Below are 12,495 nucleotides of genomic sequence, written 5' to 3' on the forward strand. Positions count from 1 at the left end.
TTTTGGGGGTTTAAGCATACTAAAAAGGACAATTAATGCGGGAGCGTGATTGCATGTCTAATCATGACTGGGAAACAAACAGTGAAAGTACAACTATCCCCGATGAACCCTCTGTTTCTCCGGAAACTTTGCCGAATACTTCTCCCCAGTCTCCGCCAAGAACGAGAAAAACGATGGCAGGGACTGTCAAGGGAAATGACATTAACGCCATCAAGGAACTGGGGCAAATAAATGTACCGCAGATGAAAAGCAATATTCATGTGCTGCCCATCGTTGGGCAGGTAGAAGGGCATCTGGTATTGCCGCCGCAAAACAAAGCAACGAAGTATGAACATATTATCCCTCAATTGGTTGCTTTGGAGGAAAACCCCGAAATAGAAGGCGTGCTTGTTGTCTTGAACACTATCGGTGGAGATGTGGAGGCCGGACTGGCTATAGCGGAAATGATTACCAGCATGTCAAAACCTACCGTTTCTCTTGTGCTGGGGGGTGGGCACAGTATAGGAGTACCTATAGCCGTAGCCACAAATTATTCCTTTATCGCCGAAACGGCGGGTATGACCGTGCATCCAATACGATTGACAGGTTTGGTCATAGGGGTACCTCAGACTTATGAATACCTTGATAAGATGCAGGACCGGGTGGTAAATTTTATCATCAAGCATTCGAAAATATCGGAAACCAAGCTGCGGGAACTGATGTTCAGAACAGGGGAATTAGCCAGAGATATCGGCGCTGTATTAATTGGTAAAGACGCCGTGGACGTGGGATTAATAGATGAAGTTGGCGGGGTCTCCCAGGCCATGAATAAGCTGAGGGAATTAATTGAAGCGCGTCGTAATAACCAGGGGAGGCCTCTGCAATGATAATTTATATGCCCTGGCCGGCCCAGGATATATTTAAACAAGATAATGAACAATATAAATATCAGGAGATTGAGGTGCAGGGAACTAAATTGCTTGTTGAACCAATAGCTATGGACCAGTGCAGGGTAGTACGCGTACTAAGCACCGACCCACAGGATTACCTAAAAACCGAATTTCAGCCAGGCAGCGAATTAACCTTTACCCCTGTACTCAAATCATGAGCCGCTGTTTCTTCTCTTGAAGTCCTCATTGTTGACATTGGCAGGGAGCGGAGGAATCCTCTGCTCCTTCTCACCAAATTAATCCTGACAGTACCCTCCGGAAAAACCATTGATGAAATTGATTTAAAACTGTGTTATAATAACATTGTTTGCACAGAATAATAATTTGTCTATAAGGAGATGTAAGCATGACAGTTTTACAGGCTGCTATTCTCGGATTGATTCAGGGGTTAACCGAATTCCTGCCCATCAGCAGTTCCGGGCATTTGGTTTTATTTCAGAGATTCTTTGGGTTATCTAAAGGGGTACTTACCTTTGACGTCTTTGTTCATTTAGGAACTCTTGTAGCGGTATTTGCCGTCTTCTGGCAGGACATCCTGGCTTTACTGAAAAAACCTTGGCAGCGGTTGACCGCCCTAATTATTACAGGCACAATCCCGACAGGCATTATGGGACTGGGCTTGAAAGATTTTTTCGAAAAAATATTTGCTTCCGGCAGTACACTGGGTGTTGAATTTATTGCCACAGGGGTAATCCTCTGGTGGGCAGAATCTATTCGCCAAAGAAATAAAGGGGTTGACCAAATTACATATGCAGATGCAGCTTTTGTCGGATTTATGCAAGGTGTGGCTATTCTTCCGGCAATTTCCAGGTCCGGGCTTACCATAGCCGGGGCATTATTTAGGGGAATAGATAGGGATACAGCTGCCCGGTTTTCTTTTCTGATTTCCATTCCTGCCATATTGGGCGCTGCTCTTGTTGACGGCAAAGATGTTATCCAAGCCGGAACGGTAGGAGTGGGGACCATACCGCTTATAGTGGGCACTGTTGTCTCGGCAGTAGCCGGATACTTTGCGATTAGAATTATGCTTCGTATCTTACGGCAGGGAACCTTGAAGGTTTTTTCTTACTATGTATGGGCTCTGGGCATTTTGGTGATTATCTTGCAACTAACAGGTATTTTGTAAAAATATCATTAATTTTATTTCCGGCCCTTGCTTTGCAAGGGTTTCTTTGTTGATGAAGAACTGAGGCCGGCGGACCTAAGGCCTGAAATTTAACAAAGGAATTTACCGAAAAACGTAGAACATATATTTGGGGAAGGTGAGAAAATGGCCAAAAATAAGGTAGCTGTAAACGAGGAAATAAAATTCGAAATAATGGGTATTTCTTTTCTGGCTTTTTCTGTTCTTTGCCTGGTAAGTCTGTTTTCCAAAACGACCGGAGCCGTGGGTGAGTTTGTTGATATGGCGCTACAGCGGTTGGCCGGTGAAGGCAAGTACATATTTCCTTTTATAGTTGCCTTTTATGGCTTTAAACTAATCAAAGAAAGAAGAAAGACAAAGTTTAGCCACCAGTTACTGGGCGCTGCTGCGCTGCTGGCCATGGTATTGACATTCATACATATCCAGTCGGAAGAAAAAAGCCTTTTTCAGGCCGGTTGGGAAGGGCGCGGCGGCGGTATTATCGGAGGCGCTTTCAGTGCCGTGTTCATTAACCTGTTTGGTAAAACCGGTACATATATAGTATTAATTACCTTGTTTATTATTAATGTGATCCTGATTACCAATATATCGGCAATTACCCTTTTTAAACGTTTTACGGCCAATGTGCTGGCGTTTATGCAGCGGCTTAAGGAAGGCATTGCTGATTTTATTTTTACTGAAGAGGAAGAGGTGGAAGTACCCGACCAATCACCGGTCGGCGAGCCGCAACTGCCTATTTTTGCGAACAAGAAAAAGGCGCCTTTATTTCTGGATAACGGAGTGCTCCAATACGAAGACGGCGTTTCCGGACAGGGCAGGGAAATTAAGTTTGCTGACTATGCAGATGACGGTGATGAACCACAGGTTAATATTTATTCCGAGCCAATTGAAAAACTGGCGGAAAGCGGCAGCGAACTGGCGCGGATTGACGCCATTATTGAAAAAAGAGGGAAAGGGAAAAACAAGGTAAATGCTGAACTGGAAACACCTGAGCTAAAGGTGGGGGGAGGCGGCGAAGACGGGTATAACCTACCTCCTCTAAGCCTATTGACCAAAAATGTAAAACTAAAAAGTACAAGGATGAGTAAGGATATTACCGACAATGTCAGAATTCTGGAAGAAACGTTGGCCAACTTTGGAGTCAAGGCCCGGGTTACACAGGTTTCCAGGGGACCGGCTATTACCAGGTACGAACTGCAGCCAGCGCCGGGCGTGAAAGTAAGCAGAATTGTCAGCTTAGCTGATGATATCGCCCTGAGTATGGCTGCTTCTGATGTCCGTATAGAGGCGCCGATACCAGGCAAAGCGGCGGTAGGGATTGAAGTGCCCAACAAAGAAATATCCATGGTCCATGTACGGGAGCTTTTTGAAAGCCCTGAATTTATGAATTCCTCTTCCAAACTTACTGTTGCATTGGGTAAGGATATAGCCGGCAACACTATTATAGGCGACCTGGCCAGCATGCCGCACCTCCTGATTGCGGGCGCTACCGGGTCAGGAAAAAGCGTTTGTATGAATACTTTAATTGCCAGTATTTTGTATAAGGCCAAACCTAACGAAGTCAAGCTGATTATGATCGACCCTAAAATGGTTGAACTAACTACATATAACGGGATTCCCCACCTGATTGCGCCGGTGGTTACAGAAGCAAAGAAAGCTGCCGGTTCGCTCCGCTGGGTGGTCAGAGAGATGGAGAAGAGGTATGAAAAATTTGCTCAAGCTGGAGTAAAAGATATAAAGAGATATAATAACCTGATTCAGGGTGAAGGTTATGAAGGAGAAAAGGAGCCGTTACCTTTTATTGTAGTAGTCATAGACGAGCTGGCAGATTTAATGATGGTGGCTCCGGCCGATGTGGAAGACGCTATCTGTCGGCTGGCCCAGATGGCCAGGGCTGCGGGCATCCACCTGGTTGTGGCCACCCAGCGCCCGTCGGTTGACGTTATTACGGGCCTAATTAAAGCCAATATTCCTTCCCGTATCGCTTTCGCTGTTTCTTCTTCGACGGATTCCCGGACTATCCTTGATATGAGCGGTGCCGAGAAGCTCCTGGGTAAGGGGGACATGCTGTTTTTCCCTGTTGGGGCACCGAAGCCTGTCAGAGTACAGGGAGCTTACTTATCAGACAAAGAAGTGGAAGCCCTGGTTGATTACCTGAAGAAACAGGGACAGCCGGAGTTTGCCGAAGGTGTTATCCAGAGCGATACCAGCGGCAGTGCACCTAATATGGAGGAGGATGAACTTTTTATTGATGCCGTAAAAGTACTGCTGGAAAGTGGACAGGCTTCTATTTCCATGCTGCAGAGACGTCTGAGAATAGGTTATGCCAGGGCGGCAAGGTTGATCGACATGATGGAAGAACGGGGCATTGTCGGTGGTTATGAAGGGTCCAAGCCCCGAAATATCCTGATTACTATGGAGCAGTTTCAACGCATGTTGGAAAACAAAAAGTCATAATTCACCGGTTCCCTGACAAAGTAAAGATGTGGAGGTTTATAATGGGAAAAAAGATTTGCACTGTATTAGTTTTCACTTTACTGGCGATTTTAATTACCGGTTGTGTCAGAAACGGTGAAAAAATGCCTGCATCGCTGGGAAGCAAGGGAACCCCGAAAAGCTTCAAAGTAGGCGTTGTATTGGGTATGCCCGGCAGGGGAGGCCAGTGGCCTGGAAGTAGTGCCGCAGCCGGTATGAAAAAAGCTGAGGAAGAACTGGGTATTGAATATAAGGTGCTGAACCAGGGCGATTTGGTTGATGATGTGGAGTCCTTGCGTTATTTTGCTGAAAACGAGTACGATCTGGTAATTGCGGTAGGACCGCAGATGGCCAAGTCTTTAAACCAGGTGGCCGAACAGTTCAAAGATATCCGCTTTGTAATAATAGATGATGTGGTAAACCAACCTAATGTAACCAGCGTTATCTTCAATGAAGAGCATGGCGGTTTCCTGGCCGGTGCTGCCGCAGCGAGTCTGACCAAAACAAATCGTGTGGGTTTTATCGGCGGTTCCCAGATGGATGAAGAAGAAACCAGGTATCAGGCAGGGTTTCTGAAAGGAATACAGTATATAAATAGCTCCGAAGGTAAAAGTGTCAAAGCATACGTTTCCTACGCCGGGGTTTTTGCCGATGCCCTGGTAAATCCCGAAAAAGGTAAGCAGCTTGCTTATCTCCAATACAGTAATGGAGCTGATATAATATTCCAGGTGGCAGGGCAGACCGGTAACGGGGTTTACACGGCTGCCAAAGAAGCCAGAAAATTTGTTATCGGCAACGATGCCAAACAGGCGGAAGCAGCCCCCTGGAACAGTTACGGCGTTACGGCTAAGAGGGTAGATTACGCTGTTTACAGCATTGTGAAAGCGGCATATGCCCAAAAACTGAAACCAGGTGTGGTAATTTACGGAATGAATAACCAGGGGATGGATTACGTAAACAGTTCCGCGGTGCCACCGGAAGTAGCCGGTAAGATTAACCTTGTCAAGGCTGGGTTGGCTAAAGGCAGTATTAATTTGGAAAAAATAGTCGTGGCCGGCGATTTACAGTTAAAATTACCAGAGCCGGGCGCTGCACCGCAGAAATTGCCGCCTGTCCAGGGGCAGCCGGGCCTCGGTTCAAGCGGCAATGGTCAAAGCAGGACAAAGGCAAATTCGGGAACGGGTAGGAACCAAAAAACAAAACCGGAAAGGAACGGTGGTAACGGCAGCAATAGCGGTCAGCCTGCCGGAGGTGGCGCTCTTCCAACGGGTCAGAAACAGCCCGTTACTCCCAACCAGAGTCAGACCAGTACTCCCGGCCAGAGTCAGACCGGCACTCCAAACCAGTCCGGAGGGTTAACAGGGGAAGCAAGCCAACCTTCCACCGACAATCAGACCGGTGGAGGAACGGAGGCAGGTATTTATCGATAAGTGGCCAAATATACCAAAGGAGAAAATCATCGGAGGATTGGCATGGGCAAAAGGGTGGAATTACAACATGTTATATTTGCTGTCATCTTCCTGCTATTTGTTATGGTCAATGGGCAGCCTGTCAATGATACGGATTTCTGGTGGCACCTGAAGGCTGGAGAGTATATCTGGCAGACCAAAACAGTTCCCCATGCGGATGTTTTTTCTTATACCATGTCCGACAAACCCTGGATAGCTCATGAGTGGCTGGCGGAGGTTATTTACTACCTCGCGTACAGCCTGGGTAATTTTCGGGGATTATTTGTACTGAATTTATTGTTGCTGGCTTTAACTTATTATTTTTATTATCAATTGCTGCAGTTGAGAACGGGAAAAAACTCTATCCTTTCGGCTTTGCTCATGCTGGCAGGGGCCTTTTTTACCTATTTCTTCTGGGGTTTTCGACCTCACATGTTCCTGCACCTGTTATTTGTTATCTTTCTTTATGTTATGGAATGTTTTTACCGGAACAGGGATTACCTTTGGATATTGCCTTTGCTTATTATCGCCTGGGTTAACCTGCACGGTTCTTTTATCATGGGGCCGGTAATTATAGGCTTGTACCTGATTAGCGGGATTTTTGCGATTCAATTGCCTACCCTTGTTAATAGATTATGGACACCGGCCCAAAAAAGAAAACTTCTGGCTGTTTTATTAATGTCGTTTTTAGCTACCCTTATTAACCCCAATTCGTACCACATGCTGTTCTATCCGTTACAAACAGTAAATAGTGATTTTATTGTAAACCAGATAAATGAATGGGCTTCGCCTGATTTTCATGAACCATATTTCATGGTTTATCTGGGTTACGTTCTGGCGGGTTTCGCGCTCATGGGCCTGGGGCAAAGGAAACACAGGGCGGTAGACCTCCTGTTGGTGGGTACATTTTTCCTTATGAGCCTGTATGCCGTTCGCCACATTGCTCTTTTTGTTTACGGCGCCGGGCCTGTGTTTGGTTACTATCTGGCCGCTTTGCTGCCGAAAAATTCGCTATATAAACATGAACATATTTTTAACGGAGTTTCGGCTGTAAAACATTTGTTAAACGGAGTTTTGGTCGTAGGGACGTTAATTGCAGCATTCCTGGTGTGGCCGCCGGAAGTACCTTTGGAAAAACATGTTGAAGCGCGGGTTTTGCCTGTTGGCGCTGTCAACTACATGAAACAACACCGCCTCTATGGGAAAGTTTTGAATGATTACAACTGGGGTGGGTATATTCTCTGGACTCTTTATCCTGATGTTCGCGTTATGATCGATGGACGAACAGATTTATATGCGGCAAAGGTATTTCCCGATTATCTGAAAATCGCTAATTTGCTGCCCCAAACTCCGCAATTACTGCAAAAATACTATCCCGATGCCATCATCATCAGGGAAGGAACTTCGCTGGATGCCTATTTAAGCAAATATCGTCACTGGCAAAAGGTATATGCCGATGAAACGGCCGTAATCTACACCCCGGTTGTAAAGGGGAGACATGGGACATGAGCTGGATTAAAAAGTTGCAGATACAGCATGTGGCCCTTATTGCCTTGCTGATAATGTTTATCGTTGGGCATGCCAAACCTATTGCCGACCCCGACGTTTGGTGGCATTTAAAAACAGGGTTAGATATCATCGACACGGGCCAAGTACCCCGTGAGGACAGGTATACTTTTTCCAATATGGGACATGAATGGATAGCCCACGAATGGCTGGCCGAGGTTATTTATGCTTTTCTATATAAAGCCGGCGGTTATCACGGGCTGGTCGTAATAAATATAATTGTGCTCGGTCTAATTTCAACGATGGCTTTCCATGTGTGTTACCGGCGAACAAAGGGCAACCTTACCTGGAGTGTTATTGCCGTCCTTTTCATCGCCGTTATCCTTTCGAATTTTTGGACCTTCAGGCCACATATGTTCGGGTACCTGTTTTTTACCGCCTATCTGTTTATTCTATACCAATATGAAAAAGGGCAGGATTACCTGATATTCTTGCCGTTACTAATGCTGCTCTGGGTTAATTCCCACGGTTCCTACATCATCGGAATAATTCTCATGGGTTTTCACCTGGTGGCCCACCTGGTAGACTTCCATTTAGGCAGGTATCGAGGGAAAAAATGGCCTGCCGGAAAAAGAAAAAAGTTTTTGTTTGTATTGGGGACAGTAGTGCTAGCCACTTTGCTAAACCCCAATACTTACCATATATGGCTCTATCCTTTTACTACCGTTGACGCAAAAATGATAGTGGAAAATATCGAGGAATGGATGGCCCCCAATTTTCACCATATCCGTTTTCAGGTGTTTGCTCTGCTGTTGGCAGGGGTCATTTTCAGTCTGCTGTTATCCTCGAAGAAAATTTCTGTAAACGACGGAGTTTACCTGCTTGCTTTTACGGCGTTGACCATGTTCGGCGGGCGCAACATGGCCCTCTTTGCTTTGGCTTGTTTTCCTATAGGGGTAGAGCATGCTTCTGAAATATGGCCTTTCGAGGGACTGAAGACGGTGAAATTTGCCGCTTTAAACTGGGTCCTGGTGGCTGTATTGCTGGTGGTGGGTATTCTTAATTGGCCTGTTTTTGCCTCCATCGAAGATTATGGCGACCCGCTGGAATATCCTGTCGGGGCGGTGGAATTTATCATCCAACATCAGTTAAATGGCCGAATTTTTAACGACTATAACTGGGGCGGATACATACTATGGAAGTGTTTTCCGGAAAACCGGCCCTTTGTTGACGGCCGGACCGATATTTTCGTGGACAGGGTTTTACCCGATTACGTGAAAATAATTGAGGCCCGCCAGGGAGCCTATGAAACACTTATGGATTACGACCCGGATTATATTCTCGTTCCGCCTGATGTTCCACTCAATACCCTGCTGAAGGATAAAGAGGATTGGCGGCTTATTTATCATGACCCGGTAGCAAATCTATTTGCGCAAGGGAGATGAGGTTTTGGAAGTAGGTATTAACCTGCGGGAAAAGTTTTTTTCCTGGCGCACCCTGGCATCATTTGGCTTGGCTTTTGCACTTATTTACCTCATGGTCACCAGGATGGAGCCTGACAGGGTATGGTCGGCCCTGAAAAACACGCAACCTGGCTGGTATGCAACAGCTTTTCTGGTGTATTATACCGCATTTCCCTTAAGGGCATTGCGGTTTCGGTTGATGTTGAAAAATAACGGCCTTGCAACCAAAACGCCGGACTTATTGAATATTATACTTATATCCTGGTTTGCTAATTGTTTGGTACCTGCCAAGATCGGAGATTTGTACAGAGGATACCTGGTTAAAGTACGGTACTGCTTGTCTTTACCGAAAACCATAGGCGTTATTTTCGTGGAAAGGGTTTATGACCTGTTTATTTTGTACCTGCTCATCGGCGCTACCGGGATTGCGAGTTTTCAGGGCCGTATTCCTGGCAAGCTGATGCTTGTTATGGAAACAGGCTTTATCGTGATATTAATTTTGATAATCCTTACCTTTGGTTTAAAACGTTTCGGTCAACGGGTGGCAAGGTTGCTGCCGGTTAAGTTTGCCGAATTGTACAGCAAGTTTCATACGGGAGCTGTGGATTCTTTGCAAGACCATGGCCCGGTAGCCCTGTTCACCGTTGGCATTTGGTTGTTAGAAGGGATGAGTTTTTTCTTTGTCTGCCGAGCTATGGGCCTGGGCATACCCACCGTTACAGTGGTGTTTATAGCGTTGGTGTCGGCGCTGATGACGGCGCTGCCTGTTACCCCTGCGGGTCTGGGCCTCGTGGAAGCCACCAAGGTGGGCGTACTTTTGTTCTTTGGACAACCTGAGGGTGTGGCAGTTACGGCGGCTATACTGGATAGGATAATCAACTACTGGAGCCTGTTAGTGCTGGGGTTTGCTGTTTACCTGAAAACGGGCAGGACATGCAAAAGGGGAGGGGTTACCGGTGAAGGCGCTGGTTGTGATACCGACTTACAATGAAAAAGAGAACATAGCAAAACTAATCGGCGAATTGATGAAGGTTAACGGGGAGTTGGAAGTACTGGTCGTAGACGACGGTTCTCCTGACGGCACCGGCGAAATTGTCCGGGCCCTGGCCAGGGAAAATGAACGGGTCCATGTCATACATCGCCCGGGCAAGATGGGGCTGGGTACCGCCTACATTGCGGGGTTTCGTTACGCTTTGAGCCGGTCTGATATCGAATGCATTCTGGAAATGGATGCCGATTTTTCACACCAGCCAAAGTATATCAAGGATTTTCTGCGAGAGATAAAGGAACATGACGTGGTTTTGGGGTCGCGTTATATTCCGGGTGGCGGGGTGGAAAACTGGGGCTGGCCGCGGCGACTCCTGAGCAAGGGTGGCAGTTTGTTTGCGAGGCTTGTCCTGGGTTTGCCGTACCGCGACTGCACAGGCGGGTTTCGTTGTTACAGGCGGCAGGTTCTGGAACAAATTGACCTGAATACCATTACTTCTGAAGGTTTCGGCTTCCAGGTGGAAATGCTTTATGCTTGCCACCAAAACAAATTCCGCATCAAAGAAATTCCGATTATTTTTCCGGACCGCCGGGAAGGAACCTCTAAAATATCCAGAAAAATTGTGCTTGAGGCTTTTTGCATGGTGTTAAAACTGCGTGTCTTGCACAAACAGTCCTTTCGGAAGACTTTGCCGGAATCGCCGGTTCAGGCAAGGGGGAAATAAATTCGGATGATGAAACAGTTTTCTGTACATATTGTTCCCTATTTGGTAACCGCTCTTAGCCTGACGGCGAAGTTTTTGTACTTGAATTGGGTTACAGGTTCTTACGTGGACATACCCTGGACAATTTCCCTGGGAACTTTATTGATGTTAACCGCCCCCAGCATTGCCTTAAATTCGGGGAAGCGGTTGTGGGTATTAATTGTTTTTGATTTGATTATCTCTGTTGTATTGTTTGCTGATATTCTTTATTACCGTTACTACGGCGATATAATTTCAGCGCCGGTGTTGGTTCAGATAGGTTTGGTGGGGCCGGTGCTGAGTTCAGTGATAGGTCTCATAAAGTTTTCTGATTTGTTGTTATTTCTTGACTTAGCGATTTTTTTGCCGTTTTTTGGCCTAATTTCCACAGGTGCTGATAATAAATCCTGCCGAGATATCTGTATGAGGACTGTAGCGGCTGTTGCCGTGATGTCAATCGGTTATTCAGTCATTTTTTTCTCCGGGAATAAGTTTGATGCCAATAACAGATTGCAGGTAATCAATCGGGCCGGCTTGCTTTATTACCATTTCGCGGATATCAGCAATTACTTGGATGGAGTGGTGTTGGGTGAAGAACCCATGCAAAAAGGCGACATGGCCATGATTGAGAAAAGGTTTGCCGGGAGGAAAATGACAGAGGGAAGACTTACCGGTTATGCCAAAGGAGCCAATGTGTTGGTATTGCAGGTGGAAGCCCTGCAAAGCTTTGTTCTGAACCTTAACATCAACGGTCAGGAAATCACGCCAAATCTCAATAAACTGATGAAAGAAAGCCTGTATTTTCCCAACTTCTACAGCCAAACCGCCCAGGGCAACACTTCAGATGCCGAATTTCTGGCCAATGTATCTCTTTATCCTCTGCAGAAAGGGTCAGTATATTTTTTGTATACTAAAAACGACTACCGGTCATTACCCCAGGTTTTGCGGGAAATGGGTTATTCAACACTGGTAATGCATGCCAACGAACCGGAGTACTGGAACAGGAAATACATGTATCCTTCACTTCATTTTGCTACCTTTTACAGTGGAGAAAGTTACCTTTTAGACGAAAAAATCGGTCTGGGGTTGGGCGACAGATCGTTTTTGCATCAATCGGTAGAAAAGATCAAGCAAGCCAGACAGCCTTTTTACAGTTATTTGATTACCCTGACAAGCCATTTTCCATATAATTTTCCCGACAAATTAAAGGTATTAAATCTTTCTCCCTATGAAGGGACAATGGCAGCGAACTATCTTCATGCCATTCATTATGTCGACCAGGCTATTGGTTCTTTTCTGGCTGAAATGCGAGAACAGGGCCTGTTGGACAAGACCCTGGTAGTCATCTTTGGGGACCATTTTGCTTTGCCTGAAAACGAACTGGCCCGATTTGGCAAACTGCCGGATGTGAAACAGGCTTTGCAGGTTGAAAAAAACCGGGTTCCTTTAATTATCCGGGTTCCCGGGGGAAAACAGGCTGGAGTAATAAATACCCCCGGGGGCCAAATAGATATATTTCCCACACTGGCTAACCTTTTGAATCTCAACCCCGGTGACTTACTTACAATGGGGCGTGACCTGGTCAATGCCAGGGAGGGGTTTGTAGTGTTTCGTGACGGTTCTTATATAGATAAAACTAATAACTACCACAATATAGCGAAAGAACCTCAAACTCCTGAAGCTGCGTTGGCTCTGCAGGAACTTCGGATCTCCGACCTGCTAATCAGGTACAACCTGACTGACCGGTTGCTGAACAAAAAGGGTGTCAGGCCTTCAAATCGGTGAAACCATGACGAGAGA

Annotated in this window: 10 protein-coding genes; all 10 read left to right on the forward strand. The window is 46.2% G+C overall.

The genetic code is table 11. The features are described from left to right. The first annotated feature begins 53 nt into the window (after positions 1 to 53). Positions 54 to 866, forward strand: a complete 813-nt coding sequence (locus Tfer_RS09340; protein ID WP_152909019.1) for a ClpP family protease — start codon at positions 54 to 56, stop codon at positions 864 to 866. Continuing rightward, positions 863 to 1,087 carry a YlzJ-like family protein gene (locus Tfer_RS09345; protein ID WP_052218163.1) on the forward strand — a complete coding sequence of 75 codons (225 nt, stop codon included), beginning with the start codon at positions 863 to 865 and terminating at the stop codon, positions 1,085 to 1,087. The genes Tfer_RS09340 and Tfer_RS09345 overlap by 4 nt, the downstream gene beginning before the upstream one ends. Positions 1,088 to 1,275: 188 nt before the next feature. Next, on the forward strand, positions 1,276 to 2,055 hold the full coding sequence (locus Tfer_RS09350) for an undecaprenyl-diphosphate phosphatase (protein ID WP_052218164.1): 780 nt from the start codon (positions 1,276 to 1,278) through the stop codon (positions 2,053 to 2,055). Between the two features lie 144 nt (positions 2,056 to 2,199). After that, the gene (locus tag Tfer_RS09355; RefSeq protein ID WP_052218165.1) at positions 2,200 to 4,530 is read left to right on the forward strand and encodes an FtsK/SpoIIIE family DNA translocase; all 2,331 of its coding nucleotides are present in this window, start codon (positions 2,200 to 2,202) and stop codon (positions 4,528 to 4,530) included. A gap of 41 nt (positions 4,531 to 4,571) precedes the next feature. Then, positions 4,572 to 5,978 carry a BMP family ABC transporter substrate-binding protein gene (locus Tfer_RS09360; protein WP_052218166.1) on the forward strand — a complete coding sequence of 469 codons (1,407 nt, stop codon included), beginning with the start codon at positions 4,572 to 4,574 and terminating at the stop codon, positions 5,976 to 5,978. 42 nt (positions 5,979 to 6,020) lie between these two features. Beyond that, on the forward strand, positions 6,021 to 7,505 hold the full coding sequence (locus Tfer_RS09365) for a hypothetical protein (protein ID WP_152909020.1): 1,485 nt from the start codon (positions 6,021 to 6,023) through the stop codon (positions 7,503 to 7,505). Continuing rightward, positions 7,502 to 8,947 (forward strand): hypothetical protein, encoded by a 1,446-nt coding sequence (locus Tfer_RS09370; RefSeq protein WP_052218168.1) that lies wholly within the window; start codon positions 7,502 to 7,504, stop codon positions 8,945 to 8,947. The genes Tfer_RS09365 and Tfer_RS09370 overlap by 4 nt, the downstream gene beginning before the upstream one ends. A gap of 4 nt (positions 8,948 to 8,951) precedes the next feature. Further along, a complete protein-coding gene (locus Tfer_RS09375; RefSeq protein WP_052218169.1) occupies positions 8,952 to 9,956 on the forward strand; it encodes a lysylphosphatidylglycerol synthase transmembrane domain-containing protein in 1,005 nt (334 codons plus the stop codon). Continuing rightward, a complete protein-coding gene (locus Tfer_RS09380) occupies positions 9,922 to 10,677 on the forward strand; it encodes a polyprenol monophosphomannose synthase (RefSeq protein WP_052218170.1) in 756 nt (251 codons plus the stop codon). The genes Tfer_RS09375 and Tfer_RS09380 overlap by 35 nt, the downstream gene beginning before the upstream one ends. 6 nt (positions 10,678 to 10,683) lie before the next feature. Then, a complete protein-coding gene (locus tag Tfer_RS09385; RefSeq protein WP_052218171.1) occupies positions 10,684 to 12,480 on the forward strand; it encodes an LTA synthase family protein in 1,797 nt (598 codons plus the stop codon). Positions 12,481 to 12,495 lie beyond the last annotated feature (15 nt).

This window comes from Thermincola ferriacetica, assembly GCF_001263415.1.
Lineage (GTDB): Bacteria > Bacillota > Thermincolia > Thermincolales > Thermincolaceae > Thermincola > Thermincola ferriacetica.

Excerpts from the sequence above, each read along its gene's own strand:
- Tfer_RS09340 (WP_152909019.1), top strand. The coding sequence starts at position 54 with ATGTCTAATCATGACTGGGAAACAAACAGTGAAAGTACAACTATCCCC.
- Tfer_RS09345 (WP_052218163.1), top strand. The coding sequence starts at position 863 with ATGATAATTTATATGCCCTGGCCGGCCCAGGATATATTTAAACAAGAT.
- Tfer_RS09350 (WP_052218164.1), top strand. The coding sequence starts at position 1,276 with ATGACAGTTTTACAGGCTGCTATTCTCGGATTGATTCAGGGGTTAACC.
- Tfer_RS09355 (WP_052218165.1), top strand. The coding sequence starts at position 2,200 with ATGGCCAAAAATAAGGTAGCTGTAAACGAGGAAATAAAATTCGAAATA.
- Tfer_RS09360 (WP_052218166.1), top strand. The coding sequence starts at position 4,572 with ATGGGAAAAAAGATTTGCACTGTATTAGTTTTCACTTTACTGGCGATT.
- Tfer_RS09365 (WP_152909020.1), top strand. The coding sequence starts at position 6,021 with ATGGGCAAAAGGGTGGAATTACAACATGTTATATTTGCTGTCATCTTC.
- Tfer_RS09370 (WP_052218168.1), top strand. The coding sequence starts at position 7,502 with ATGAGCTGGATTAAAAAGTTGCAGATACAGCATGTGGCCCTTATTGCC.
- Tfer_RS09385 (WP_052218171.1), top strand. The coding sequence starts at position 10,684 with ATGATGAAACAGTTTTCTGTACATATTGTTCCCTATTTGGTAACCGCT.